General features: G+C 60.3%; 22 protein-coding genes and 1 other RNA gene. 12 read left to right on the forward strand and 11 right to left on the reverse strand.

Going from position 1 to position 25,737, the window contains the following annotated elements:
* Positions 1 to 4 precede the first annotated feature (4 nt).
* Complete coding sequence (locus ACP7BS_RS01565) at positions 5 to 955, reverse strand: DMT family transporter (RefSeq protein ID WP_426235570.1); 951 nt, start codon at positions 953 to 955, stop codon at positions 5 to 7.
* Between the two features lie 13 nt (positions 956 to 968).
* Positions 969 to 1,904 carry an alpha/beta fold hydrolase gene (locus tag ACP7BS_RS01570; RefSeq protein ID WP_426235572.1) on the reverse strand — a complete coding sequence of 312 codons (936 nt, stop codon included), beginning with the start codon at positions 1,902 to 1,904 and terminating at the stop codon, positions 969 to 971.
* A gap of 203 nt (positions 1,905 to 2,107) precedes the next feature.
* Here ACP7BS_RS01570 and ACP7BS_RS01575 point away from each other — a divergent pair, with 203 nt between their 5' ends.
* From ACP7BS_RS01575 to metF, 4 genes are all read left to right on the forward strand, one after another.
* Entirely contained in the window at positions 2,108 to 2,863 is a 756-nt protein-coding gene (locus ACP7BS_RS01575; protein ID WP_426236452.1) for a ribonuclease T2, read from the forward strand.
* A gap of 93 nt (positions 2,864 to 2,956) precedes the next feature.
* Positions 2,957 to 4,606, forward strand: coding sequence for an energy-dependent translational throttle protein EttA (gene ettA, locus ACP7BS_RS01580; RefSeq protein ID WP_426227605.1), 1,650 nt, complete (start codon positions 2,957 to 2,959; stop codon positions 4,604 to 4,606).
* Positions 4,607 to 4,794: 188 nt separating this feature from the next.
* A complete protein-coding gene (locus tag ACP7BS_RS01585; RefSeq protein ID WP_426235574.1) occupies positions 4,795 to 5,823 on the forward strand; it encodes an ArsR/SmtB family transcription factor in 1,029 nt (342 codons plus the stop codon).
* A gap of 1 nt (position 5,824) precedes the next feature.
* Entirely contained in the window at positions 5,825 to 6,751 is a 927-nt protein-coding gene (gene metF, locus ACP7BS_RS01590; RefSeq protein WP_426235576.1) for a methylenetetrahydrofolate reductase [NAD(P)H], read from the forward strand.
* A 529-nt stretch (positions 6,752 to 7,280) separates the two neighbouring features.
* Here the strand turns inward: metF and ACP7BS_RS01595 are convergent.
* Positions 7,281 to 8,216 carry a DMT family transporter gene (locus tag ACP7BS_RS01595; RefSeq protein ID WP_426235578.1) on the reverse strand — a complete coding sequence of 312 codons (936 nt, stop codon included), beginning with the start codon at positions 8,214 to 8,216 and terminating at the stop codon, positions 7,281 to 7,283.
* Positions 8,217 to 8,326: 110 nt separating this feature from the next.
* On the opposite strand from ACP7BS_RS01595, the gene ACP7BS_RS01600 reads away from it, so the two are divergent.
* Complete coding sequence (locus tag ACP7BS_RS01600) at positions 8,327 to 9,733, forward strand: cation:proton antiporter (protein ID WP_426235580.1); 1,407 nt, start codon at positions 8,327 to 8,329, stop codon at positions 9,731 to 9,733.
* Here the strand turns inward: ACP7BS_RS01600 and ACP7BS_RS01605 are convergent.
* From ACP7BS_RS01605 to ACP7BS_RS01620, 4 genes are all read right to left on the reverse strand, one after another.
* Entirely contained in the window at positions 9,720 to 10,937 is a 1,218-nt protein-coding gene (locus ACP7BS_RS01605; RefSeq protein ID WP_426235582.1) for a lytic murein transglycosylase, read from the reverse strand. The two genes, ACP7BS_RS01600 and ACP7BS_RS01605, sit on opposite strands and share 14 nt — an antisense overlap.
* Before the next feature lie 132 nt (positions 10,938 to 11,069).
* Positions 11,070 to 11,870: a glycoside hydrolase family 25 protein gene (locus tag ACP7BS_RS01610; protein ID WP_426235584.1), complete on the reverse strand. Its 801-nt coding sequence runs from the start codon at positions 11,868 to 11,870 to the stop codon at positions 11,070 to 11,072.
* Between the two features lie 220 nt (positions 11,871 to 12,090).
* Complete coding sequence (locus ACP7BS_RS01615) at positions 12,091 to 12,759, reverse strand: class I SAM-dependent methyltransferase (protein WP_426235586.1); 669 nt, start codon at positions 12,757 to 12,759, stop codon at positions 12,091 to 12,093.
* Positions 12,756 to 14,006 carry a DUF3419 family protein gene (locus ACP7BS_RS01620; protein ID WP_426235588.1) on the reverse strand — a complete coding sequence of 417 codons (1,251 nt, stop codon included), beginning with the start codon at positions 14,004 to 14,006 and terminating at the stop codon, positions 12,756 to 12,758. The genes ACP7BS_RS01615 and ACP7BS_RS01620 overlap by 4 nt, the downstream gene beginning before the upstream one ends.
* 146 nt (positions 14,007 to 14,152) lie before the next feature.
* Between ACP7BS_RS01620 and ACP7BS_RS01625 the strand changes: the two genes are divergently transcribed.
* Complete coding sequence (locus tag ACP7BS_RS01625; protein WP_426235590.1) at positions 14,153 to 15,730, forward strand: putative bifunctional diguanylate cyclase/phosphodiesterase; 1,578 nt, start codon at positions 14,153 to 14,155, stop codon at positions 15,728 to 15,730.
* A gap of 120 nt (positions 15,731 to 15,850) precedes the next feature.
* A complete protein-coding gene (locus ACP7BS_RS01630; protein WP_426235592.1) occupies positions 15,851 to 17,203 on the forward strand; it encodes a serine hydrolase domain-containing protein in 1,353 nt (450 codons plus the stop codon).
* A gap of 55 nt (positions 17,204 to 17,258) precedes the next feature.
* On the opposite strand, the gene ACP7BS_RS01635 is transcribed toward ACP7BS_RS01630, so the two are convergent.
* The 4 genes from ACP7BS_RS01635 to ACP7BS_RS01650 form a co-directional block, all read right to left on the reverse strand.
* The gene (locus ACP7BS_RS01635) at positions 17,259 to 18,215 is read right to left on the reverse strand and encodes a transglycosylase SLT domain-containing protein (protein WP_426235594.1); all 957 of its coding nucleotides are present in this window, start codon (positions 18,213 to 18,215) and stop codon (positions 17,259 to 17,261) included.
* Between the two features lie 117 nt (positions 18,216 to 18,332).
* A complete protein-coding gene (locus ACP7BS_RS01640) occupies positions 18,333 to 18,968 on the reverse strand; it encodes a LysE family translocator (RefSeq protein WP_426235596.1) in 636 nt (211 codons plus the stop codon).
* Positions 18,969 to 19,052: 84 nt separating this feature from the next.
* Complete coding sequence (locus ACP7BS_RS01645) at positions 19,053 to 20,267, reverse strand: pyrophosphate--fructose-6-phosphate 1-phosphotransferase (protein ID WP_426235598.1); 1,215 nt, start codon at positions 20,265 to 20,267, stop codon at positions 19,053 to 19,055.
* A 99-nt stretch (positions 20,268 to 20,366) separates the two neighbouring features.
* Positions 20,367 to 21,242: a DMT family transporter gene (locus ACP7BS_RS01650; protein WP_426235600.1), complete on the reverse strand. Its 876-nt coding sequence runs from the start codon at positions 21,240 to 21,242 to the stop codon at positions 20,367 to 20,369.
* A 319-nt stretch (positions 21,243 to 21,561) separates the two neighbouring features.
* Between ACP7BS_RS01650 and ACP7BS_RS01655 the strand changes: the two genes are divergently transcribed.
* The 5 genes from ACP7BS_RS01655 (at position 21,562) to rnpB (ending at position 25,555) form a co-directional block, all read left to right on the forward strand.
* Positions 21,562 to 22,269 (forward strand): TerB family tellurite resistance protein, encoded by a 708-nt coding sequence (locus ACP7BS_RS01655; protein WP_426236454.1) that lies wholly within the window; start codon positions 21,562 to 21,564, stop codon positions 22,267 to 22,269.
* Complete coding sequence (locus ACP7BS_RS01660) at positions 22,266 to 23,030, forward strand: N-acetylmuramoyl-L-alanine amidase (protein WP_426227636.1); 765 nt, start codon at positions 22,266 to 22,268, stop codon at positions 23,028 to 23,030. The genes ACP7BS_RS01655 and ACP7BS_RS01660 overlap by 4 nt, the downstream gene beginning before the upstream one ends.
* A 226-nt stretch (positions 23,031 to 23,256) precedes the next feature.
* Positions 23,257 to 23,787, forward strand: a complete 531-nt coding sequence (locus tag ACP7BS_RS01665; protein ID WP_426227638.1) for a lytic transglycosylase domain-containing protein — start codon at positions 23,257 to 23,259, stop codon at positions 23,785 to 23,787.
* A 111-nt stretch (positions 23,788 to 23,898) separates the two neighbouring features.
* The gene (locus tag ACP7BS_RS01670) at positions 23,899 to 25,089 is read left to right on the forward strand and encodes an NAD(P)/FAD-dependent oxidoreductase (protein WP_426235602.1); all 1,191 of its coding nucleotides are present in this window, start codon (positions 23,899 to 23,901) and stop codon (positions 25,087 to 25,089) included.
* A gap of 69 nt (positions 25,090 to 25,158) precedes the next feature.
* Positions 25,159 to 25,555: RNase P RNA component class A (gene rnpB / locus ACP7BS_RS01675), an RNA gene on the forward strand.
* Positions 25,556 to 25,737 lie beyond the last annotated feature (182 nt).

A 25,737-nucleotide genomic window follows, 5' to 3' on the forward strand; every position in this document is an offset into this window, starting at 1 on the left:
TTTGTCAGATGGCCGGCGATACCGGCGCGATACCTGCTGTTTTGTTGACCCGGCGCTCGCGCCAGATGATGTAGAGGCCGGAACTGATGATGATGGCGATGCCCAGCCATTTCAGCGCGTCCGGCAGATGGCCGAACACCAGCCATCCGAAAATCGTCGCCGAGACGATTTCCAGATATTGCAGGGGCGCCAGCACCGAGGCGGGCGCGGCGCGATAGGCATAGACGCCAAGCACCCCGGAGATTGTCGCGGTGACGCCGACACCGAGCAGGTAAAGACCGGCGGTCGTATCCGGCACGACCGGATCGAAAATTTCCGACCCGCTTCCATCGCCGATGTAAAGCAGGATGCCGCAGAACACCGCACCCCAGACGCCGGCGTGAAACTGCATCGACCATGGGTCCTCGTTCTGCGCCACCAGACGGGTGACCAACAGGAAGATCGCCAGCCCGAAGGCCGAGACAATTGGCAAAAGTGCGATCCAGCCGACTTCCTGCATGCTCGGCTGGATGACCAGCAGAGCGCCGAAAAAGCCGACGCCGCAGGCGGTATACCGCCGCCAGCCGATGGTTTCCTTGAGGAAGATGCTGCCGAGGATGGTCAGGATGATCGGCTCGACGAAGAAGATGGCGATGGCATCGGCGACTTCCATCGCCTTCAGCGTGGTGATGAACGACAGCATGGTCACGACCAGCAGGCCGCCGCGCAGCATATGCAATCCTGTCTTCTTCCAGGTCAGATCGAACAGCGTGCCGCGGACGATGACAACAGGCAGGATGAAGATCATCTGCAGCACGAAGCGCACGGCGGTGATTTCAGCCGATGGAATTTTGGTGATGGCAAGTTTTGCAAAGATATCGATCAGTGGCGAGATCAGCACCGCGATGACCATCAGGGTGAGACCGAAGGAAACATCGTTGCTGCGTGTCGCCGGTTTTGCGGAAATGCCGGTCATGCCAGGTCTTTGCTCATTTCCGCTGCTCCACGACGCAGAGGCACCATGCGGCGAAATCCTGCATGGCGCCGTCGCGCTCAAGTTCGTTCAGGGTTTCGTGGCGCATTGACGGGTAGATGGTCGCCGTTACCTTTTCCAAACCGGCTGCTCGCATACGCCCAGCCAGCCATGAAATTTCCCGGCCACCATTGGTGGCTGGATCCTGGCCGCCGCCAACCAAGTGGACCGGCAAGTTTTTCGGCAGCCGGCTCAGCCGATCCGGCTTTGCGCCGTCGAAGGTCAGCGTAAACAGGTCGATCCACATCGAAACGCTGGCATCGAAACCGCAGAGCGGGTCGTCGATGTATTTTTTGACTTCCACCGTGTCGTGCGACAGCCAGTCATACTCGGTCCTGCGGTTGGGGATCGATTTGGCCCAGGCGGCGAAAGTCAGCTTCGACAGCAGGCCGCTCGGCACATCGGAGCCTTTCAGCATTTTCTCGACGGCGAGGACGGCTTGGGCTGCGCGTCCGGCCAGCCCCGGATTGAAATTCGAATTCCAGACAGCCAGTCCATCGTAAAGGCCCGGATCTTCTTCCGCCGCATTCAGCGCGATCAGGCCGCCCATGGAATGGCCGAACAGGATGACGGGCAGGCCGGGATGGCGGCTGGCAGCCAAGGCGCGCATTGCCCTGACGTCATCGATGACCTTGGCTGCCCCTTGCGATTGGCCATAGCGGCCGAGCGGTGCATCGGCAGCTTTGGTTGCGCCGTGGCCGCGATGATCGTGCGCATAGACGTTGAAGCCGTGGGTGGCCATGAGTTTAGCGAAGCGGGCGTAGCGGGCGGAATGTTCGGCCAGTCCGTGGCTGACGAGCAGCACGGCCTTTTCCGGTGTGGCAGCAGGCCAGTGACGCCAGGCAATCGCGGCTCCGCTCGGGCTTTGCAACGTTTCGACCGTGGTGAACACCCCTTAGATCCTCCCAGGCGAAGTTCGTGCGCTGAACGCTATCAAATTGATTTACCAGCCAAAGGCAACAAGCGCTTGGTGCTTGTTTGGTATCAGGTCAGAAAAAATCGATCGAGCATGGATTTCAGGTTGCAATTTTCCCGTTTTAATCGCTAAATGATCTTGTTTTGTTCTGTTTTGGGGAGGCCGGCATGCAAAGGTATGTGAGGACTATCGTCGTGTCGTTTCTGCATCGTCTGGGGCTGATCATGATTGCCGCGATGTTTGTTTCACCGGTCTTTGCGGAGGAAAAAGCCACAGCCGCCAAGGGCAGGACCGAATACATTCTCGCTGTCAGCTGGCAGCCGGGATTTTGCGAGATCCGCCCGACCCGCAAGGAATGCGCCGGGCAGACCGCGGAGCGCCATGACGCGACGCATTTTTCCCTGCATGGCCTCTGGCCAGTCAAAAAGAGCTATTGCGGCGTCTCTGCGGATATCAAGGCCCGCGATCAGAAAGGCAACTGGCTGGACTTGCCGCAATTGGCCATGGCTGAGGAAATTGCGGCCAGGCTGAAGGTGGCGATGCCGGGAACCCAATCCGGGCTCGACCGGCATCAATGGCTGCGCAGCGGCACATGCCATGGTGGCACGGCACAGGACTATTTTTCCGTGCAGCTTCGCCTTGTCGAGGACATCAATGGCTCGGCCGTGCGCACCCTGTTTGCCGGCCGGATCGGGCAGGATGTGACGGAGGGCGAGGTCAAGCAGGCGTTTGACGACAGTTTCGGCAAGGGGGCGGGCGACCGCGTCAGGATGCGCTGCCAGAAAGCCGGAGCCCGCAGCGTCGTCACCGGGCTGACGATCGGCCTGTCGGGCGATCTTTCGGCCAGTGCCGGCCTCTCAAGTCTGATCCTTGCCGCAGGTGATACCGATTTCAAATGCGCAAAAGGCACCGTCGATGCAGCCGGCATTCAGTGAATGGCGTTGCGAAAACCGGTTTCTTCATTGCTCCGCCGGGATAATTCGCCTACATAGCGGGCAAAATCCCATTCCGTCGGAGCAGTTTTCTCTATGGCACGTCAATTCATTTATCATATGTCCGGGCTGAACAAGTCCTACGGCACCAAGAAGGTGCTGGAGAATGTCAATCTGTCGTTCTATCCGGACGCCAAGATCGGTATCCTCGGCCCGAACGGCGCCGGTAAATCGACCGTGCTGCGCATCATGGCCGGGCTCGACACGGAATATACCGGCGAAGCCTGGGTCGCCCAAGGTGCGACCGTCGGCTACCTGGCGCAGGAGCCGCAGCTCGACCCCACCAAGACGGCGATGGAAAACGTCATGGAGGGGGTGGCCGACAAGACCGCCATTCTCGAGCGCTACAATGAACTGATGATGAACTATTCCGACGAAACGGCGGAAGAGGGTTCGAAGCTTCAGGACATTATCGACGGCCAGAACCTGTGGGATCTCGAAAGCCAGGTCGAAATGGCGATGGAAGCGCTGCGCTGCCCGCCCGGCGATGCGGATGTGACCAGCCTTTCGGGTGGTGAGCGCCGCCGTCTGGCATTGTGCAAGCTGCTGCTCTCCAAGCCGGACCTCCTGCTGCTCGACGAGCCGACCAACCATCTCGACGCCGAAACCATCGGCTGGCTGGAAAATCATCTGCGCATGTATGCAGGCGCCGTGATGATGATCACCCACGATCGCTACTTTCTCGACAATGTCACGGGCTGGATCCTCGAGCTCGACCGTGGCCGCAGCATTCCCTACGAAGGCAACTATTCGGCATACCTGCTGGCCAAGGCCAAGCGCATGCAGCAGGAAAACCGTGAAGACGCGTCCCGCCAGAAGGCGATCAGCCGTGAACAGGAATGGATCGCTTCCAGCCCGAAAGCCCGCCAGTCCAAGTCGAAGGCCCGTATCAAGGCCTATGACGAACTGGTCGATGCGGCCGACAAGATGCGTCTTGGCGATGCGCAGATCATCATTCCGATCGGCGAGCGCCTTGGTCAGGTGGTTATCGAAGCCGAAAACATCACCAAGGGTTACGGCGACCGCGTGTTGATCGATGACCTGTCGATCAAGCTGCCGCCAGGCGGCATCGTTGGTGTGATCGGCCCGAACGGCGCCGGCAAGACGACGCTGTTCCGCATGATCACCGGTCAGGAAAAGCCGGATAGCGGCACATTCCGCGTCGGCGATTCCGTCAAGCTTGGTTATGTCGACCAGAGCCGCGATGCCCTTGATGGAGCTAAGACCGTCTGGGAGGAGATTTCCGGTGGTGCCGAAGTCATCAAGCTCGGCAAGCTGGAAATGAATTCGCGGGCCTATTGCGGCGCGTTCAACTTCAAGGGCACCGACCAGCAGCAGAAGGTCGGCAATCTCTCCGGTGGTCAGCGCAACCGCGTTCACCTTGCCAAGATGCTGAAGGCCGGCGGCAATGTGCTGCTGCTCGACGAACCGACCAACGACCTGGATACGGAAACACTGGCCGCGCTTGAAATCGCGCTGGAAAACTTCGCCGGCTGCGCCGTAATCATCAGCCACGATCGCATGTTCCTCGACCGGTTGGCCACGCATATCCTCGCCTTCGAAGGCGACAGCCATGTGGAGTGGTTCGAAGGCAACTTCGAAGACTACGAGAAGGACAAGATCCGCCGCCTCGGTCCGGAATCGGTCAACCCGAGCCGCGTCAGCTACAAGCGCCTGACGCGATAGACGGGACGGCTTCATTGGCTGCGCCGTCATTGCGAGCAGTCAATTGTTTCTCCTGCTAAAACAGATCAAGGCGGTCCGCGCGGGCCGCCTTTTTCATGTCCCGATGCTCGGGGGCAAATGCGACATTTCATCTTGCGGAAAATCCGGAAATCACATAAACATATCTTTATGTGTTGATGGGGTGAATAATGGCGCGAGAACACGGGCTGGGACTGGACGAGTTGGTCGACGTGCTGAAGGCAGCGGGTGAGCCGACGCGCATGCGTCTTCTGGCGCTTCTGGCTGCCGGCGACCTGACCGTGACCGATCTTACCGAAATTCTCGGTCAATCGCAGCCCCGAATTTCGCGGCATTTGAAGCTGCTTGCGGAAGTTGCGCTGATCGATCGCTATCAGGAGGGCGCCTGGGCCTATTTTCGTCTGAGGGGCGAGGGGGCGGGCGTTGCGCTGGTGCGCGACCTTCTCTCGGCGTCCGATATAACCGACGCGGTGCTGACGCGCGACGGCGAGCGGTTGGCGGCGCTGAAACAGGCGCGCTCCGAAAAGGCACAGGACTATTTCAGCCGCAATGCCTCCGAGTGGGACGAGTTGCGCCGTCTGCATGTCAGCGAAGCGGATGTCGAGGCGGCCTTGAAAAAGGTTATCGGTACGGAACCGGTCGATGGCCTGCTCGATCTTGGAACAGGCACCGGCCGCATCCTCCAGCTTCTTGAGGGACTGTATCGCCGTGGTGTCGGTGTCGATGCCAGCCGTGACATGCTGGCCGTGGCCCGCGCCAATCTCGATCGCGCCGGCATCACCAAGGCTTCGATCCGGCATGGCGATATCTTCAACCTGCCGCTCGACGGCCGTCAGTTCGATCTCGTCACCATCCACCAGGTCCTGCACTTCCTGCCGCAGCCGCAAGCGGCGATTGCCGAGGCTGCCCGCATGCTCGTGCCCGGCGGCCGGCTGGCGATCATCGACCTTGCTCCGCATACGCTGGAATATCTGCGGGACGATCATGCGCACATGCGGCTCGGCTTTTCGCGCCAGACGATGGCCGACTGGCTGGAAAAGGCCGGGCTTTCCGTCGAGGAGACGGTGGACCTGACGCCGGAGACGGATCGCGACCGGCAACTGACAGTGACTATCTGGCTTGCCCGCGATCAGCGGCAGGCTGCGACAATCGATACACCCGAGGGCAAGCGCGCTCTCGCCTATGCCGGGAGGACATGACATGCCGATACACACCCTTTACCCGGCCGAACGTGGCAACCTGCGTCTGTCCTTCGAGTATTTCCCGCCGAAGAACGACGACATGGAAATCCAGCTTTTCCAGACTGTTTCCGCACTCTCCGCCTTCGATCCGGCTTTCATGACGATGACCTATGGCGCCGGCGGTTCCACCAAGGCGCGTTCGCTGACGGCGGTACGGCGGATGATCCACGACGAAGGGATCACCAGCACCGCTGCGCACCTGACATGCGTGGGGGCGACCAGAGCGGAGATCGATCTGGTTGTGGAGGAGTTCATCGACAATGGCGTTCGCCATTTCGTAGCCCTGCGCGGTGACCCGCAGGGCGGTATCGGGGTGCGCTACGAGCCGTTTCTGGATGGCTATGAAAACGCCGCCGCACTTGTGGCAGCAATCCGGGCCAGGGGGGATTTCGAGATCTCCGTGTCCGCCTATCCGGAAAAGCATCCGGAAAGCCCGGATGTCGATGCCGATATCGATATGCTGAAACGCAAGGTCGACAATGGCGCGACGCGGGCGCTCACTCAGTTCTTTTTTGATAACAATGATTTCGAGCGTTATCTTGAACGCGTCCGGCGAGCGGGCATTACTATTCCTGTCGTCCCGGGCATCATGCCGATCAACAATCTAGCGGGGATCACCAAGTTCGCCGGGCTCTGTGGTGCAAAGGTGCCCGAGGCTATCGTCACCCGGCTGGTTCATCTTGATGAAAGCCCGGAGGAACGCTTCAAGGAGGCCACTCATATCGCCGCCGAGCAAATCGTCGATCTGGCGCGCCGTGGCCTTCGCGATTTCCATCTCTATACGATGAACCGTGCGCCGCTGGTGGCGGCCGTGTGCGATCTGGTTGGCTTCGAGCGGGTGGCGCCGACTGCGGTTCAATCCCGTTCGGCGGGTGCCGCTGCCTGAAAAGGGCGGCGAGGCACTGCTGCAGACAGAAAGAAGCCCTTGGAACCGGATGGTTTCAAGGGCTTTTGTCTTTGGCAGCTTCAGCTTTGCGGTCCTCTTGGAGCGCCTGCCTTGCTGGATCTTGCTGCAATGGATTGCGGTTTTAAAGCCCTTCCGTATCGACTGGACTATTTCCTGATGCTTTCAGATAAAAAGCATGGTTGCAACGAATACGAACGCTGCACTTATCATGAGGACATTCAACGAATGTGTGATTCCCATAACCGGCCCTCCTTGCGTTGACATCCGAAAGATAGGGGGAAAATGTCACGCGTGAAAGGAAAAGTTATGCTGCGCTGCGGCAACTGGAGTGCTAAAAAGGCTTATTCACAGGGTTAAGCTATTGATCTGAAGATGCTTTAGTCTCTGCCACATTTTTTTCACAATGTCTTAACTTTGGTTAATGTAACGCACTGAAATGCGCTGTGAGTGACCGATGGGACACAGCGTGGCCACGAACCAAGCAGCTTGTCGATTCCATGTCTCGGGATCAGGTGCGGCGGTAAGGTAGAAGGCGGCCATCCAGCACCACCAGTCCGGCGGCGATCAGCAGCATGCCGGCAATGTCGGTCTTTTCCAGCGTTTCCCCGAGAAACAGGACGCCGAGAAAAATGGCACTTGGTGGTACCAAAAGGGTAACCAGCGACGTATTGGTGGCACCGGCCCGGCTCATGATGCGAAAGAACAGGATATAGCCGTAAGCAGTAGAGAGTAGCGCCAAGGCCAGGATCGCCAGCACCGAGGTCATCGGCGGAAAGGCCAGTTGCCACGGCTGATCGACGATCAGGGAGAGCGGCAGCATGATCAGCGTCGATGCGGTGAGTTGTCCGGCCGCAGTGATGGGTGCTGCCAGTCCCCGGAAGCGCTTGCCGTAGGTAGCAGCAAAACCATAGCTGATCGCGGCCGCCACCGGAAAGAGCAGGGCCCAGAGCGGAATGCTGCTGCCCGCCTGCGTCAGGCCGGGCAGGGCGCTCGGTCCGATCAGCACCGCCGTGCCGGCAAGGCCGAGCAGGCAGCCGGCGATCTTTGCAAGGCTCAGCTTCTCGTCCTGCGTCAGCGCATTGGCGATCAGCACCGTCCAGACCGGCGTGGTGGCGTTGAGGATGGCCGCCAGACCAGCACCGATCTGCGTCTGGCCGAGAAAGATGAATGTGTGCGGAATGGCATTGTTGATCAGCCCCAGCAGCAGGAATTGCGGCCAGCGGGCTTTCAGCTCGCGGTAGATGTCATAACGGCCGAAGATGTAGATATGCAGCGCAAGGGCTGCCAGCGCCACGCGCAACAGAACGAGGGTAAAGGCCGGAACATGCTGGATGGCGATACGAGCGAAGAAGAACGAGCCGCCCCAGATCAGCCCGAGCAGAGCCAGAAGCCCCCAGGTGGCCAGCGTCATGCTGCTCTGCAAACCATCCGTTTTCGCATGCATGTGACTTGACCTTCCTCTGCCTCATTCGGAACATACCGACGGTTAAGGCGTAAGGTGGGATTAATCCACCCGATTCTTGAGCCGTGCCACAGATGTGCCGTGCAACAGATATGAAGGACGATCTGCTGGAGCCTTTGACGACACACTCTATTGCAGCGGCCGCGCATGATGGCCAGGGGCTGATCTCCATTGCCATCGTGGTGGCGGTCGCAGCCATTCTGGGGCTGGGATTCCTGCGCCTCCGCCAGCCGCCGCTGGTCGGGTTCATCCTGGCGGGCGTCGCCTTGGGGCCGACGGGGTTCGGCTTCATCTCCAACAATGCCAATGTCACGCTGCTTGCCGAAATGGGCGTTGTCGTGCTGCTGTTCTTCATCGGTATGGAACTGTCGATCAAGGCCTTTGTGCTCAGCCTGCGCCAGGCTTTGAGCGTGGCAGGCGGGCAGGTGATCGCGGCCATCGCTGCGGCGGGGCTGATCGCGCTGATCACCGGCGCCACCATGGCCGAGGGGCTGATCCTCGGCTTTGTCATCGCGATGTCCTCCACCGTCGTTGCCATGAAGATGCTCGAGGACATGGGCGAGTTGCGCAGCGAGACCGGGCGGATCGCCGTCGGCGTGCTGATCGCGCAGGATATCGCCGTTGTCCCGATGCTGATCCTGGTCTCAAGCCTTGGCGGCGAGGAGCTGCATGTCGGCATCATCGCGATCAAGATGGTCATCGCCATCGGCATTCTCGCGGCCTTGCTCTGGTGGTTCGGCCGCCACGGCAAGTTGAAGGTTCCCTATAGCGAGGCTGTTGAGGACAAGGTCGAGATCCTGGCCTTGGGCGCGCTTGCCGTCTGCTTCGGCGCTGCAGCGATTTCCGGCCTTGCCGGCATGTCGCCGGCCTATGGCGCATTTCTGTCCGGCATCGTCATCGGCAATTCGACGCTGCGCAGCCGGGTGATCCCGGTGATCGAGCCGATCCAGAGCGTGCTTTTGGTGGTCTTCTTTCTCTCCATCGGTCTGTTGATCGACCTGACCTTCATAGGCGAGAACTTCTGGTCGGTGCTGAGCGCCGCGCTGATTGTGATTGCGGCCAAGACCGTGCTGAACATTTTCCTGCTGCGCAAGACCGGCTCATCGCCGCAGATCGCGTTGGTCGCCGGCCTGTCGATGGCGCAGATCGGTGAGTTTTCCTTCGTGCTTGCCGCAGCGGGCCTTGGTGCGGGCGTGCTGCAGTTCGACACTTACAAGGTTGCGATCGCCGTCACGGCGGTGTCGCTGCTGGTGTCGCCACTCTGGGTCAGCATGATGCATCGCCTGGAGAATATGGCTTCCGAACAGCTGCTGACCTATCGCAAGGCTTTTGCCGTCGCCTATGCACGCGAACTGAACGAAGTGTCGAAACAGGGTGCGGCGCTTGCCGGCGCCCGCTGGTCGTTGAAGCTTCGCTACCGCGCGTTCCGTCTTGCCCGCCACCATCGGCGGCGGGCGCGATCCGAAAGCAGGCGCAACAGGGACCTTACAAAGCGCTGAGAACCGCCTGGGTTGCCCAGCCGTCGGCCGGGATGCCAAGACGGAGCTGTTCCTTCTGAAGGGCAGCGCGAGTGCCGGAGCCGAGAATGCCATCGACCTTGCCGACATCATGGCCGAGAGCCTGCAGTTTCGTCTGCAGCGCCTTCATGCCTTCGTCATTCAATCCCGGTTCCGGAATATGGTTGTCATAGGCCGGAGCGCCTGCAAGCCGTGTGGCGAAATAGGCAGCCGAGGTCGTGTAGATGAACGACTGGTTCCATTCGAGATAGACGTTGAAGTTCGGGTAGGTGAGGAAAGCGACGCCGTGGCGGCCCTGCGGGATGACCAGCGACGAGGCCAGCTGCGGGAAGGCCGTATTGCCGTCGCGCGGCTTGACGCCGAGCTTGAACCAGTCACCGGTGGTCATGCCCGTCTGCAGGCCGGTCTTTTCCCAGGGCAAGTTTTCCGGCAGGTTGACTTCCTGAATCCAGGGCTGGCCAGCGGTGAAGCCGAGGCTCTTGATGAATTTTGCCGCTGTCAGGATGGCATCCGGCGAACTCTGCTTGAGGTTGATGTGGCCATCGCCATCGCCGTCCATGCCCTGCGCAATGATGTCTTCCGGCAGCATCTGCACCTGGCCGATCTCGCCGGCCCAGGCGCCGGTCGTGGTTTCCGGATCGAGGTCGCCGTGCTGGACCATCTCGATGGCCGAGATCAGCTGCGGACGGAACATTTCCGGGCGGCGGCAGTCATGCGCCAGCGTCACCAGTGCGTTAAGGGTGTTGAAATCGCCCTGAACTGCGCCGAAATCGGTTTCCATCGCCCAGAAGGCGGTGATCACCGGCGCCGGAACGCCGAATTCCTTTTCAGCCCGTTCGAAGACTGCGGCATATTCCTTCATCTTCTTGGCGCCGATATCCAGCCGTGCCTTGCTGACGGTGCGTTGCGAGAATTCGGTGAAGCTCTGCTTGAACACACCCTGAGCGCGGTCGCGGCTCAGCACTTTTTCAGAAAGGGCAGCGCCGGCAAGCGCGCGATCGGCCACATCGGCCGGAATGCCCTTGGCAATCGCCTCGGCCTTGACGCCTTGAAGGAACGTTGCAAGATCGCCGCCGCAGGGGGCTGCCGGGGTGGCTGATGTCGCCGCCTGCTGCGCAAGGGCGGTTGAGGTCAAAAGAGTGAGGAAACCGATCGAAAGAACGGAGCGCAGTGTGCTGCGTGTCATCGCAAGTCCTTGTTGTAAGGCCGAAAACCGGCTGGAAGCAGCGGAAATACGGCTGCTCGTGTCTGGCTGAAAATATGGCAGCGTCTTTTGCACGGCAATGGGGCGGAAAGAAGAAATACTGCTGCGTTTGTCTCAGTTTTGCGCCGGTGTCCGGGGTTTGGAAACGGCCGCCACCCAGCTCTTCCAGTTCTTCTGGGAACCAGCAAAGACGTTGATATCGGCGTTCCCTTGGATGCCGGGGATGACGCCGGTGCTGGTATATTGCCAGAAGGCCCAGCGGCGCTCGGTGTAGATTTCCGTTGGGTGTGCTGCGACCGAGCGGACCCAGAAATGATAGTCCTTGAACTGGCCGACAAGATTGTCGCGGTGGAAATCGACCGAGGTATAGATGATCGGGCGCTTGCCGTAATAGGCTTCCAGCCGGTCCATGAAGCGCTTCATTTCGCTCTGGACGGTCAGGGCCGAAGGCCGGTAGCGGCAGGTCTTGGATTCACCGTTCCATTCGACGTCGAGAACCGGCGGCAGGTAGACGGCGCTCTTTGGCACATTGGCGATGAACCAGTCGGCCTGCTGGTCGGCCGTCGAGCAGAAATAATAGAAGTGGTATGGAGCATAGGGCAGGCCGGCAGCGCGGGCCTGCTGCCAATATTCGCCGAACTTGGCGTCGATCCGGTCCTTGCCTTCCGTCGCCTTGATGAAGGCGAAGGAAACGCCGGAATTTTTGACCTTGGCCCAGTCGATATCACCCTGCCATTTCGACACGTCGATACCATGGATATTGTGATGCTGCGGCGTGCGCGCGCCGAAATTCTGCGGATCCTTGTCCTGGAATTTTGGCGGGATCGATGCGGTGGAGACAAGATCGTAGTCTGTCGATGTGCAGGCGGACAGCAGCGAGACAATAGGCAGAAGAGCCAGGAACAGCCGGCGCATGAGGTTTCCGTTCTGAGACGATCGACGTTGCTGCCTCACGCGATGATATCCGCTGATGTGAATCCCCCAGGAGGCATGAACCTCATTTTCACCATATCATCGTAAAAATTACGTTAGTTTCAAGCGGCAATTGCGAAAGCGGCGCGGCAAAACGCCAACGGCACGCATTTGCCGACGGTTCGACAGTAGAACGCGATGATGTCGCGGAGCTTGCGCCGGCTTATCGTGCCGCGCGCCGGTAGGTGAAGAGCCAAGCATAGCCGCGTCCGATCGGGCGGAACTCCAGGGTATCTCCGAATCTGTCGGCATTGGACTTGAGTACGGCTGCCATCGTCTTGCGCGGCGTGACATGGAACCGCCGCAGCCAGGCCTGCAATCCGCGCCGGAACAGGCGAGGCAGGCGCTCCTGCTGGCCGAAATCGGCGATATGCAGTGATCCGCCCGGATTGAGCGCGGCGACGGCCGCGCCGATTGCCTTTTCCCAATCCGGGATCATCGACAGGGCATAGGAAATGACGATCCGGTCGAAACCTGTTTCGCCGAATTCGGATGCTTGAAAATCGGTCGCGTCGGCGACGCGCAGCACCGTCCTGGTCAGGCGGGGTTTGCCGAGTTTCGCCTCGGCTGAGACGAGCATTTCCGCCGAAATATCGAGCCCGAAAAGCCTTGCGTCCGGAAACCGCTGGCCGATCAGCGCTAGATTGCGGCCGGTGCCGCAGCCGACTTCAAGCACGCTGCCGCCAGCTGGAACGTTCAGTTCGTTGATCAGCGTGTCGCGCCCGAACAGATAGTATTTGCGGGTCAGATCGTAGACATGCCGCTGGGTGCGATACATCCGGTCCATGCGGTCCGCATGGCTGCTGCCTGCACCGGTCTCGATCGCGGTCATGCCGCTTTCCTGTAAATGTGGAAGCCGCCATAGATTGCCGAGCGGTCTTTCAAGTTGAGCGCCTGCGACTGCTCGCCCTCATAGTGCCACTGGCCAAGCACGTTTTCGGAGACGCGGCCTTCCAAAATGCTGGCTTCGGCGGCGGTACGGAAGATGACTATGGCGCCCTCTGCCGATGTGCGGGTGATTTCACTCCACAGGTCGTTCAGCTGGCGGTCGTTCATCCAGTCCTGCGCATCGAGCAGAACGTAGCGGTCGACGGAGCCGGCCGCTTTCTTGGCCAGAAGCTCGGTAAAGCTGGCGTGATGCACATGCACGCGCTCGGCATTGTTGCGGATCGTCTCGTGGCGGCCGGACTGCAGATAGTCCGGCAGGTCGCCCTCATGCTGCATCGGATAACGGCGGGCGAAAGCCTGCCAGGCAAAATAGTTTTCCTTCAGCGGGAAATGGCAGCAGAGCTTTTCCAGCCGGTGGCGCAACACGCCTGCCAAGGATTTTTCCGCGCTGAGGCTCGCCAGCTCGTCGAACTGCTGCGGCGGAATGCCGAGACCGAACAGCGAGCTCTTGCGGCTGGTAATCCAGCGGATCACCGGACGGTCGAATAGCGGAGCAAGGCGCTCGTCGAAGAACTGGCGCTGCTCGCGCATCGAGCGGGCATTGGCAAGTTCGCTCGGGTCCACACCGTGCAGGCGCGCCAGAAGATGACCAAGGCCGATGAAGCGGCCGAGCAGGCCGGTGCGGTAGATGTTCTTGCCGAAGACCTTGATGCGGCGCTGGCCGGTCAGGCCGCGGCTGCTCCAGTATTCCCGGGTCGCGTTGTCCAGCTTTGGCGCGATGAAGAGATCATAGGCCTGGACATTGCTGGGAAGGTCGTGGCGAGCCAGGAAGCGGACGATATCGGCATGACCGGGCAGGTGGCGAAAGGCGGCGAGTTTTAGCCGGTTCAGCGCCACGTGATGCCGGTTGAGGTCAACGACATCGATGCGCTCGGGCGCCGCCGAGAGATAGGCCAGCATGTTGCAGCCACCGGATCCGATGGTAACGATATGATGCTCGGGACGGATCTGCATCGCAGCCATGTCGACGGCCGGGTCCTCCCATATCTGCGGATAGACGAGGCCGGTAAACAGCAACCCGAAAAGGCGCTCCGACAGGCCCTCCAAACTCAGCGCCTTATGCTGGATCAGAGCGGTCTTCAGCTTGCGGTTTCTTTTGCCGTAGCCTGCATCGGGTGCGAGATCGGTCATGTCATCCTGCCATCCGTTAAAGTTGGAGGTGCTTCTAAGACGAGTCCGCTACACTTTGATGACGGCGAATTCCTATCATTTCTTACCCGTAAGAATTGATTAAACCTGTATATGTTAGGTATAACGAGTTTTTCCGGGGCGCTGACATGATGTTAAAGGCTTTTCTGCCGAAGTCCGAGCTGCGGCATGCTGCAATGGGCGCGGCGATCGGGGCATTGTTTCCGGCAGTTTGCGTCGGTTATGATATGGTCGGCGGCAACGCTCACGCCTTTCTTGGCAGCGGAACGCTGGCAGTGTCGCATATTTCACTGATGTTGATGCCACTTGTCTGCGGTCTGTTCTTCTACCAGCGGGGGCGCGCCCAAAGCCGCCTGCTGGACCAACTTGATTTGCGCCGTAGGACCGAAGAAAACCTGTCGCAAATCGTCCATACCGATCAGTTGACCGGGATCGCAAATCGTGTCGCGCTGGAGCGCGATCTTCGGGAACTTCTGGTCACCCGATCAATGCCTGCAGGCCGCACGGCTTTGTTGATGCTCGATCTCGACCGCTTCACATTCGTCAACGATTCCATGGGACATGATGCCGGCGATGCGTTGCTTGTCGCGCTCGGCGGGCGGCTGATCCAAGCGATGTCGGGCGTCGCTGCGGTCTACCGGATGGGGGGAGACGAGTTCGTCATCGTCGTCGCGGGCTCTCCATCTATGGGCAAGCTTGACGATATCTGCGTGACGATCAAGGGGCTGTTCGCCGAGCCCTTTCAGCTGTTTTCCGCACAGTTCTGGACAGGCGGCAGCATTGGTGTCGCCTACATGGAGCCGGACGACCGGTCGATTTCTGCGGTTCTCAAGCGCGCCGACCTCGCACTCTACAAGGCCAAGGAAATTGCCGGCAACAGCCACATGCTCTACACGCCGGAAATGGCGGACGAAGCAACGCGAAAAGGTGAGATCGAGTATGATCTTTCCCGCGCATTGGCGGCCGGCGAATTCTATCTGGAATACCAGCCGATCGTCGGTATCGAGAGCCGGGCGATTCGTTCTTTCGAAGCATTGATTCGCTGGCGCCATCCGGAGAAGGGCATCATCCCACCCGATCATTTCATTGCCGCCGCAGAAAAGACGGGACTGATCCTGCCGATCGGCAACTGGGTGCTCAGAACCGCCTGCCTGGAAGCGGCGCGGTGGCCGGCCCCGACAGGTGTCGCGGTCAATGTCGCAGGCGATCAGTTCAAGGATCGCGCTTTCGTTCCGCATGTGAAAGCCTGCCTTGCGGAAGCCGGACTTGCGCCCGGCCGGCTGACCATCGAAGTGACGGAATCGATCTTCCACGTCGATGCGGCGATCATCAGCGACAGCCTGACGGAGCTTCGCGCTCACGGCGTGCGCATCGCGCTCGACGATTTCGGCATCGGATTTTCGTCGATCAACAATCTCAGGCGTTTTCCGCTTGATCAACTGAAGGTCGATCGCTCGTTCACCCAGGCGATGCTGGGCAATCAGCGCGACGCCGACATTGTCGATATCATCCTGCAACTTGGAAACACGTTCCAGGTATCGACCACCATAGAGGGCATCGAGACCGAGGGGCAGATGGAGTTTGTGCGGGCGCTCGGCGCTTCGGAAGCCCAGGGCTTTCTGATTTCCCGGCCGGTCTCGGCTGAGGGGGCGATTGCCATCCTCCAGCGGGAGCCTGAAAGGCTCGCGGCGCGATCGATCGGCTAGAAGCCTCATTTATCTTACGAGGCTCAAGAAACATGTTTAGCGTCAATGTGACTGCCACAAAGCCTTCCTAAATGCGTGGAATCCTGTTCTTCTGACAAAGACGAAGCAGGGACAATGTGCATGCGGGAAAAAAGGTGGTTCTGGCTTGCGGGCTCGGTATCGGCAGCCGTAGCGGCTGTCGCGGGCTGGCTTGTCGTAGCGCCGCCGGAGCTGCTGCGGGTTGGTGACGGCTATGCGGCCAAGATTGTCTGCTCTAACGTTTTCATTGCCGACAGGGACGCGAACACGGTTCTTGCCGACGACGTTCAGGCGCCAGGACATCCGCTTTTGCGCCTGGTGCGGATATCCGTCGATAACGCCAGAAAGACCGTCACGGCGCGCATGTTCGGCTTTGCGGCACCCGGCCGGGCCATCTACCGCGAAGGCCTGGGCTGCACCAATGTAACCGAGGGCGAGTTCGCGGCTTTTCCCGGCAACAGGCAACTTCGGCGCAGGCCGCCGCAATCGGATGACGGCAAGCCATGGCCGGATGGCAGCGGCACTGCCGTCAACCCCGCAGTCCAGACGCTGTTGACCGATCCGCAGCTGGCGGGACCTGGCATGCGTGCCATCGTCGTCGTCAAGGATGGCAGGATCGTTGCCGAAAACTATGGCGAGGGCTTTAACAGCGCGACGCCGCTGCTCGGCTGGTCCATGACCAAGTCGGTGACGGCCGCCCTGATCGGATTGAGGATCCGCGACGGCCAGATGGCGCTCGAGCGGACCGAGCTCTTGCCGCAATGGCGCAACGATCCGCGCAGCCAGATCAAGCTGGCCGATCTGATGGCCATGCAGAGCGGACTTCAGTTCAACGAGGACTACGGCGATGTGACCGACGTCACACGCATGCTCTATCTGGAAGGCGACATGGCCAATTTCTCGGCGGCCAAGCCGCTGGAGGCAAAACCGGGTGAGCGTTTCAGCTATTCCAGCGGCACCACGACCATCCTGTCGCGGCTCTGGATGGATACGTTCGGCAGTGTGCGGGAGGCGCTGACCTTTCCGCGCGCGGCACTGTTCAGGCCGCTCGGCATGAACAGTGCGGTCTTGGAGCCGGACGCGCACGGCACCTTTGTCGGTTCTTCCTATATGTATGCGACAGCACGCGACTGGGCCCGGTTTGGCCTGTTCCTGCTGCAGAACGGCAGCTGGAACGGCGAACAATTGCTGCCACAGGATTTTGTCAGCTACATGCGCACGCCGACCCAGGCATCCGGCGGCCGTTACGGGGCGGGACAGGTGTGGACGAAGTTCGGAAGTGACAATGGCCCGCCTTTACCCGGTGATGCCTACTGGCTGCAGGGGCATGATGGCCAGACCGTGATGCTGGTGCCGTCGCTCAGGCTTGCCGTCGTTCGGTTGGGACTGACGCCATCGCGCAGCGGCTACGACGTACGCCAGCTGCAGGCCAAAATAATTGAGGCGGTCAACTGACCGCCCCTGAACTTGAAATCTCTAAATTTGACATGCGATAGGGAGGCTGGCGGCCTTACTTCATGCCCAGTGTTTCGAGCAGGCCCTTGCGCTTGGCATGGTAGTAGTAGCCGCTGGCATAGAGCTTGACCGCACCGTCGTTCTGGTTGTCGGCCACCATCCAGGCGCCGGCCAGATATTTCGTTGCATATTTCAGGTTGGTCTCGGCATCGAACAGGCCTTCCGCCGGCCCTTCATAACCAAGGCCCTTTGCCGTGTTGTAACGGATCTGCATCAGGCCGTAATTGCCGGAATGATAGGCGCGCGGATTGTAGGTGCTTTCGCGCTTGACGACGCGATGCACCAGTTCCTCTGGGATATTGTTGAGTTTGGCGTAATAGGCGATCAACCTGTCGAGTTCCGGCCGCGAGCTTGTCGGCTTTGCGCCGATCCCCAGGGAGGCCGGGATATTTTTTGCCATGGCATAGGCACTGGCGCCGATCGAAGGTTTTGGCATCGGAACGATCATACGCCTGGCGACAAGAGTTTCGAGACCGACGGGTTCGCCCGTATCGAAATCCGATTCCATCGCGGCCATGACCATGCCTTCGGGAAGCTGGGGAACGCGGCCGGACTTGGCTGATGCCAGCGTATTCGCAGCGTCAGGCAGCACGGCAGCCGTTGCGGCTTGAGCGGCTGCAGATGTCTGGGGGGCTACCAGTGCGTTGGCGGCAACTGCGGGGACCGCAGCCGGGTTGGCCGTGGCGCTCTGAGCTGCCGACGTCTCGCCTGGCTTCATCATCGCCGTTTCGGCTGCGAGTGCTGCGGTCGTTGCAGCCACGCCATCCGGCGTCGGCAGAGCGTAAGCGGTCATTTCCGTTCCCGGCTTTGGCAGCGGGGTCACCGTCTGCACCGCCATCAACTGTTCCATCGGCGTTCGCTCGACACTCGAACAACCGCTGACAAGGGATGCAGAGATCAGAGCGCAGGCCGTAACAGCCGGTTTGGAAACGGAAAAACGGAAATTCGCCATGCTGTCACTTTCGTGCTGTCAGGCCCCACAGCCCTATGCAAATCAGCAGCCAGAGGCCACCATGCGCATTGTGTCATTAACCTATGAGAGGGGGAACCGCAAGCGCAGGACGCCTTTTCAGGTGCCGGCGCGCCGCAAGCCCGCCGTCAGAAGGCCGGCGCCGATCAGAAGCGATCCGCCCGTGCGGTTGACGATGGCCTGGACTTTGGGCTTTCGAATCGTCTGGCGCGCCGCCGACGCCATCAGCGCATAGAGCGTCGCGTTGAGGGTTGCGAGCACCAGGAATGTGGTTTCAAAGATCAGCATCTGATTGAACAACGGACGGCTCAAGTCGAGGAACTGCGGCAGGAAGGCAACGAAAAAGACAATGCTTTTCGGGTTGAGCGCGGTGACGACATAGGTGTGCAGAAAGATCCGCAGCGGTTTTTCCGCCGGCACCGACATCGTGCCGTCGGCGGCCTCTGTAGCGATCGGCGCGCGCCAAAGCTTGATGCCGAGCCAGATCAGATAGGCGGCGCCAACCCATTTCAGCACGGTGAAAACTGCAGCCGATGTGGCAAGCAGTGCGCCAAGGCCGAGCATCGAAGCGGTCATCGCGGTGAAATCGCCGAGTGCTACGCCAGCGACCGTGGCACTTGCAACCTTGCGCCCATGCCCGAGCGCATAGGAGATGACGAGCAGGATGGTTGGGCCGGGAATGGCGAGCAGGATGGAGGAGGCGGCGACGAAGGCCAGCCAGTGTTCGATCGACATGAAAACGGCTCCGTTTGGGTATGGCGTTCGATCGAGGAAGCCATGCGCAAACGGAGCCGTCAATAGGCATTTATGAGCCGGATATCAGTTTGCCGGCGACCACTTCTGGCCGATCGCGTCCATGACCTCGCCGAACCATTTCACCGAGGTGTCGAAGTGCTTGCCGCCCCGGATGCGCGGGAATTCGATCGTCCGCAGCTTGCCGCCCTGGTCCTCGTCATGGCCGGTGACGCCGGAGACCTTGTTGAGCGCGCTTTCGACGGCGAGATCGACCATGCCCTGGATGAGGCGCAGGTCGTCGGCGTTGGCCGGTGCGGAGCGGGCGTAGTAGCCGGACTTCTGCACCATCGAGCGTTCGGCGCCGAGAAGGGCAGCGAACTGCTTGGTGAACCAGCCGCCGACATTGATCGTGTCGATCTTCACGTGGCCGAAGGCATCGCGCTTGACGGCTTCACCGGCTGCCTCGCGTTCGGCAACGACAGCATCGAGGCAGGCGCCTTCAGAGACGAACAGCGTGACAAAGCCCGTCTTGTCCATGACGGACCGCAGCCGCGCGGCTTCGGTTTCCAGATTGAACGCAGTCTCTGGCAGATAGAGGCCGTCGATATTCTTCATCTGCCGGTTCATCATGAAGCCATCGACGAATTCCCGGTCGTCGATATGCTGGATATAGGCGCGGGCGGTTGCAGCCGTCAGCCAGCCGCAATGGCGGCCCATGACTTCGTGGACGACCAGCGTGCGGGGGGCAGCGCTCTGTTCGTTGCTGACATTGTCGAAGAATTTTGCGCCGTATTCGGCAGCCGTCCAGGCGCCGAGCGACTGGCGGATCGGCACGACGTCGTTGTCGACGGTCTTCGGCAGTCCGACGACGGTGAGGTCATAGCCATTGGCGCCGAGATAGGCGGCAAGGTCGGCAGCCGTGATGTTGGTGTCGTCGCCGCCGATCGTGTGCAGGATGGTAATGCCGTCGGCAGCCAGCCGTTCAGCCGCGACCCTGAGCGGGTTCTGGCCTTCCTTGACCAGGCCACGCTTGATGCAATCGGCAGTGTTGGTCAGCTTGACGCGGCTATTGCCGATCGGTGAGCCACCATGACGGTGGAGAATATGCGCCTTTTCCCGCATGTCGCGGGTGATTTCGATGCGGTCGGCAAGCAGAAGGCCCTGATAGCCGGAGCGGTAGGCAACCAGTTCGATATCGGGCGCGATATCGGTATAGCGCTCGATCAGGCCACCCACGGCAGAAGACAGGCATGGCGCGAGCCCGCCTGCGGTCAGCATTGCAACTTTCTGTTTGGCCATGGAGTCCTCCTCGGGGATTGCGGCAAGATCGTTCGCGGTCTCTCTAGCGCAATTCGCATGGAAGTTAAATGACATGCTGCGGGTATGGCGGTGGATGGCTCAGGCAATGCGTGCCTTTCGACCGAGCCAGACGAGCAGGGCAACCGCAGTCGCAAAGCCGATTGTCGATGGGCTGATGACTTCGCCGAGCAGGACAGCGGAGGCGGCGAGCGTGACGAAAGTCTGCAGCAATTGCACCTGCGCCACGCGCGCAATGCCGCCGAGCGCCAGCCCGGCATTCCAGAAGATGAAGCCGGCGAACATCGACATCAGGCCGAGATAGGAGAGGGCGCCGAGTTCGGCGGGGGTGGGTGCCTGAATGCCGTCCTTCATCACCAGCAACGTGGCAACGACGGAGAGCGGCGCGGTGATGACGAGAGCCCAGGAGATCACTTCCCAGCCCGGAATGATGCGTGAAACCTTGGCTGACAACACATAGCCGAGCGAGGCGGTGACGGCGGCGAGAAACAGCCAGGCATCACCAGCCTGCAGGTTGAAGCCGCTGTCGCGGATGGAAAAGAACACCACCAGCGCTGCGCCGGCGAGACCATAGGCCCAGAAGGCCGGACCCGGCCGCTCGCCATCGACGAGAGCGGCGAAGATCGAGGTCAAAAGCGGCAGGATGCCGAGAATGACGCCGCCATGGCTGGCCGGCATGGTTTGCATCGCCGTGGTGGAAAAGATCGGAAAACCGTAGACGACGCAGATTCCGGCGCCGAGCAGCATGGCGCCTTGTCCCTTCGGCCATCGTTTTCGCAACATAAGCAGCGTCAGTCCGGCGGCGATGGAGGCAATGACGGCGCGGCCGAAGGTGATGAAAAACGGCGAAAAGCCGCCAAGCGCGATATGCGTCATCGGCAGGGTGACGCCGAAAATCGTGACGCCGATCAGGCCGAGTGCCATGCCCATGGCCTGCGGGTGGGCGGAAATGCGCATCGGAACTCCAACCAAAAGTGCATTGTCCGGTCGCACCCTGGCCGGTTCGGAGTCAAATTCATTTGCATGATTGGACGATCACGGCAACGAATGCTAGAATAGTGAGGTGCCATCACAAATTCGTCATTTCGGCCTGATCCGCGCTTGTGGTGCCTTGCAATCGCCGCCAACATCTGTTCATGCTGTCGCTTGAGCTGCATGTGACTACCGTGGCGGCAAAGTCGTGTCAGCCGCTTTGCATTTGTGCATGGACGTTTTGCCCATGCCGTCTCCACCTGAACGCGACGTGGATCAGCCGATAATGGGAAAGAACGTGCCTATGTCATTCTGGGATAGCATCCTCAGCATAGTCTCCGCGACGGGCAATGCGCTCGCCGGTGTGATCGAGGCTGTGCGGACGCTGTTTGAAGGCGATCCCGAGACCCGCCGCAAGGTGGCTTTTTCCGTCGCCATGATCGCGCTGTCCGCCAAGATGGCAAAGGCCGACGGCATCGTCACCGAGGCCGAAGTGTCGGCGTTCCGCGATATCTTCAAGTTCCCCGACGACCAGGCGCAGAACGTCGCCCGGCTCTACAATCTGGCGCGCCAGGACGTTGCCGGCTATGAAGCCTATGCCGAGAAGCTGGCATCGCTTTGCGTTTCCTGCGATCAGAATTGCCCGGTGCTGGAAGACATCATCGACGGTCTCTTCCATATCGCCAAGTCCGACGGTGCCATCCATGAGAAAGAGCTGAACTTCCTCTCCCGCGTCGCCGAGATATTCCATATCAAGCAAGAGCGCTTCCAGGAGATCATGGCCCGCCACGTGCACGCCGCCGGTGCCGATCCCTACAAGATCCTCGGCGTCTCGCCGAAGGACGATTTTTCGATCATCCGCAAGCGCTACCGCGTGCTGGTGTCGGAGAACCATCCTGACATTCTGGTTGCCCGTGGCGTGCCGCAAGAGCTGCAGGCGATCGCCAATGATCGCATGGCCGAACTCAATGCCGCCTATGAGGCGATCGAGAAAGAGCGCCGCGCCGCATGACGGACTTCGCCTGTGACTACCCTGCCGCACATATCGTGCCGTCGCCCAATCATGGCGAAAGGGCAGGTGGGCTGAAGCCCGACATGATCATCCTGCATTATACCGGCATGGAGACGGCAGCGGCTGCACTCGACTGGCTCTGCCGCGAGGAAAGCCAGGTCTCCAGCCACTATTTCGTCCACGAGGATGGCCGCGTCGATCAGCTGGTTGCCGAGGACCGCCGTGCCTGGCATGCGGGCAAGAGCAACTGGAAGGGCGAGAGCGACATCAACTCCCGCTCTATCGGCATCGAAATCGCCAATGCCGGTCATCCCGGTGGACTGCCGGATTTCCCTAATGGACAGATCGATGCGGTCGTCGAACTGTGTCGAAACTGTGGCGAACGGTGGTCGATTGCCCCGGAACGGGTGCTGGCACACAGCGACATCGCCCCTATTCGCAAGGTCGATCCGGGAGAAAAATTTCCTTGGGAACGGCTGCATGCCGGGCGCGTCGGGCATTGGGTTCCACCGGCCCCGATCGGCGGAGGTCGATTTTTCCAGCGGGGCGATCGGGGGCAGCCGGTCGAGGCTGTGCAGACGATGCTGTCGCTCTATGGCTACGGAATTGAAGTGACAGGTGTTTTTTGCGAGAAGACCCAAGGGGCGGTGGCTGCATTTCAGCGCCATTTCCGCCCCTTGCAGGTGGATGGTATCGCCGATATTTCGACGCTGGACACGCTGCACAGACTGTTGTCGGCCTTGCCGAGTTTCAGCCGCTGAACAGCTGCCGGGCCGGTGATCGCAAAGGCTGTTTCATGCCGTCTTCCGACTATTTTTGTGCACTGCCACATCATCACCATGATGCCGGGGTCTTTTGCGGCCATACCAAACCGCAGGGAATTCAGGCCTCCAGCCCTTCCTGTTGATGACGAAAATCGGGATGCGAACGGCAGGGCGGGGTGCGCCTACAAGGCCGCGGCGCCCGAAAGTGGAGACTTCAAGCTAAATGAGAATATCGCATCTTGCTGCGGCGGCGGCATGCTTCTGCATGCTTTTTTCCGGGGTTGAAACGTCGTATGCCGGGGGCACCGACAAGACCATCACATCCTCCATCAAGCCAGTGACCAGAACGACCGGTTATGCCGCACCAGGCGTCATGTCGCTGCAGTCTTCCGTCTATAGCGGCCTGATTAAGACTTACGCCAAGCAGTACGGCGTGCCGGTCGATCTTGCCCATGCAGTGATCAAGGTCGAGAGCAACTTCAATCCCAAGGCACGCGGCAGTGCCGGTGAGGTGGGTCTCATGCAGATCAAGCCCGCCACGGCCCGGATGATGGGCTATTCCGGCGGCAAAAACGGCCTGTTCGATCCCGAGACCAACATCAAGTTCGGCATGAAATATCTTGCCGTGGCGCATGAACTGTCCGGCGGTTTCACCTGCGGCACGATCCTGCGCTACAATGCCGGTCACGGTGCCAAGAAGATGAACCCGGTGTCGCGCCGTTATTGCGGCAAGGTACAGGCGATCATCAACTGATGCGGCAAGGGTAGCGGACCGCATTTCCGGCGCCGGGTTTTTTCAAGTTCACAGATGTCAGCAACTGCATGTCATGGTATTGCCGAAGGACCGGTTTCCTGAGGACGCAGCATGGCAGGCACATTCGATTTCATCATTGTTGGCAAAGGCATGATGGGGGCAGCGGTCGCCCGGCACCTGGCAAAAAGCGGCGCGACGATCGCTCTGATCGGGCCGGACGAGCCGGAAGACTGGGCAAGCCATGGCGGTGTGTTCAGCAGCCACTATGACAATGGCCGCATCACCCGCACGATCGATGCCGACCCAGTCTGGGCGCTTCTGGCACAGCGCTCCATCGAGCGCTACGCCGATATCGAAACCGGCAGCGGTATTGCCTTCTACAGCGAATCCGGCTGCCTGATCGCCGCTCCTCTGCCGGGCGGCGAGGATGGCACGCTCGACAATGTGATTGCCGCCCGCAACCGCCTCGGCGTCGAGGCGCCATTCATCGACGAGCAAGACCTTGCCGCCCGATTTCCATGGTTCCGGTTTCCGGCTGGCTACGGTGGCGTGTTCGAGCCCCGCAACGCAGGCCATATCGATCCGCGTGCACTGGTCAAGGCGCAGGTTATCCTGGCCGAGAAGGCCGGCGTTACGATCATCCGCTCGGAGGTTTCGGCGGTCGCGCGGGTCGGAAGCAGTGTCAATGTTCGAACGGTTGACGGAGCGATCTTCAGGGGCGGCCGGGCTGTCATCGCCGCCGGCGGATTTTCGATATCAAGTCAGTTGCTCGCCCGGCCGCTCGATCTCACCGTCAAGGCGCGCACCGTGCTGTTTGCCGAGGTGGCGACGTCTGATCTGCCACTGTTTGCCGGGATGCCGTCGCTGATCGGTTCGGCCGTTCAGCAGGACGAAAGCTATTATCTGTTGCCGCCGATCCGCTACCCGGACGGCAAGCATTACATCAAGATCGGCGGCGATCCGAGCGACATCGATATCGGCTCGGAGCCCGAGATTCGCGCCTGGTTCCGGGGGCAAGCCAACCGGTCTGCAGCCGATCATATGGCGGGTCTTCTGTCGCGCGCGATGCCGTCCTTTGCGCCCGCTTCGCTCCGATGGAGCCCTTGCGTTACCACCTTCACCCGCCACGGCTATCCCTATATCGGCTTTGCCGATACCGACCGTGTCGCCGTTTTGACCGGTGGCAATGGTGCGGCGGCCAAGAGTTGTGACGAAATCGGCCGGCTCGGCGCGTCGCTGATGTTGAACGGCGTTCTCGACGCGAGCGAATACGATACGGATTTTGCCGTCTGCTTCCGGTAGGCGCGCGCATCACACACTTTTTGCTTTTGCCGCTGGCAATTGGCCGGCACCTCGGCTATGCACCGCGTGCCAGTTGGCCGGGCAGCCGCGCTCCGCTAGGACCGAAAGGTTGCGGGGGGAGGAAAGTCCGGGCTCCACGGAAAAACGGTGCCGGATAACGTCCGGCGGGGGCGACCCCAGGGAAAGTGCCACAGAGAGAATACCGCCTGCCTCGGCAGGTAAGGGTGAAAGGGTGGGGTAAGAGCCCACCGCACGCATGGCAACATGGGTGGCAAGGCAAACCCCACCGGGAGCAAAACCGAATAGGGATGACGTGGTTCGCGCAAGCGTTCCGGCCTTTTCCGGGCCAGTCATCCGGGTGGGTTGCAGGAGGCAGCGCGCAAGCGTTGTCCCAGATGAATGGCTGCCACGTTCTGGCTTTCGGGCCGGAGCCATACAGAACCCGGCTTACAGGCCAACTGGCAAATTCCCTTATTTTTCAACCGCGCGAACGGCGATTTTTCAAATCCCGTATCTGGTTGAATGTTCGTTTCAATTAGAAATTACTAAAATATAATACACGAAATTCACGCAGGGCGATTCGCCGGTGAATCCAAAGTCTTGACTGTGCGTTTGTAACCATTTGTTAAACTTAACGGACTATCAATA

The organism is Pararhizobium sp. DWP1-1-3, from assembly GCF_049896125.1.
Lineage (GTDB): Bacteria > Pseudomonadota > Alphaproteobacteria > Rhizobiales > Rhizobiaceae > Pararhizobium.

Bases quoted from the DNA above. Each gene is read 5' to 3' on its own strand.
- ACP7BS_RS01645 (WP_426235598.1), bottom strand. From the start codon at position 20,267: ATGGCCAAACAGAAAGTTGCAATGCTGACCGCAGGCGGGCTCGCGCCA.
- ACP7BS_RS01655 (WP_426236454.1), top strand. From the start codon at position 21,562: ATGTCATTCTGGGATAGCATCCTCAGCATAGTCTCCGCGACGGGCAAT.
- ACP7BS_RS01650 (WP_426235600.1), bottom strand. From the start codon at position 21,242: ATGCGCATTTCCGCCCACCCGCAGGCCATGGGCATGGCACTCGGCCTG.
- ACP7BS_RS01620 (WP_426235588.1), bottom strand. From the start codon at position 14,006: ATGACCGATCTCGCACCCGATGCAGGCTACGGCAAAAGAAACCGCAAG.
- metF (WP_426235576.1), top strand. From the start codon at position 5,825: ATGCCGATACACACCCTTTACCCGGCCGAACGTGGCAACCTGCGTCTG.
- ACP7BS_RS01630 (WP_426235592.1), top strand. From the start codon at position 15,851: ATGCGGGAAAAAAGGTGGTTCTGGCTTGCGGGCTCGGTATCGGCAGCC.
- ACP7BS_RS01610 (WP_426235584.1), bottom strand. From the start codon at position 11,870: ATGCGCCGGCTGTTCCTGGCTCTTCTGCCTATTGTCTCGCTGCTGTCC.
- ACP7BS_RS01595 (WP_426235578.1), bottom strand. From the start codon at position 8,216: ATGCATGCGAAAACGGATGGTTTGCAGAGCAGCATGACGCTGGCCACC.
- ACP7BS_RS01625 (WP_426235590.1), top strand. From the start codon at position 14,153: ATGATGTTAAAGGCTTTTCTGCCGAAGTCCGAGCTGCGGCATGCTGCA.
- ACP7BS_RS01670 (WP_426235602.1), top strand. From the start codon at position 23,899: ATGGCAGGCACATTCGATTTCATCATTGTTGGCAAAGGCATGATGGGG.
- ettA (WP_426227605.1), top strand. From the start codon at position 2,957: ATGGCACGTCAATTCATTTATCATATGTCCGGGCTGAACAAGTCCTAC.
- ACP7BS_RS01600 (WP_426235580.1), top strand. From the start codon at position 8,327: ATGAAGGACGATCTGCTGGAGCCTTTGACGACACACTCTATTGCAGCG.
- ACP7BS_RS01565 (WP_426235570.1), bottom strand. From the start codon at position 955: ATGACCGGCATTTCCGCAAAACCGGCGACACGCAGCAACGATGTTTCC.
- ACP7BS_RS01635 (WP_426235594.1), bottom strand. From the start codon at position 18,215: ATGGCGAATTTCCGTTTTTCCGTTTCCAAACCGGCTGTTACGGCCTGC.
- ACP7BS_RS01585 (WP_426235574.1), top strand. From the start codon at position 4,795: ATGGCGCGAGAACACGGGCTGGGACTGGACGAGTTGGTCGACGTGCTG.
- ACP7BS_RS01605 (WP_426235582.1), bottom strand. From the start codon at position 10,937: ATGACACGCAGCACACTGCGCTCCGTTCTTTCGATCGGTTTCCTCACT.
- ACP7BS_RS01660 (WP_426227636.1), top strand. From the start codon at position 22,266: ATGACGGACTTCGCCTGTGACTACCCTGCCGCACATATCGTGCCGTCG.
- ACP7BS_RS01665 (WP_426227638.1), top strand. From the start codon at position 23,257: ATGAGAATATCGCATCTTGCTGCGGCGGCGGCATGCTTCTGCATGCTT.
- ACP7BS_RS01615 (WP_426235586.1), bottom strand. From the start codon at position 12,759: ATGACCGCGATCGAGACCGGTGCAGGCAGCAGCCATGCGGACCGCATG.
- ACP7BS_RS01640 (WP_426235596.1), bottom strand. From the start codon at position 18,968: ATGTCGATCGAACACTGGCTGGCCTTCGTCGCCGCCTCCTCCATCCTG.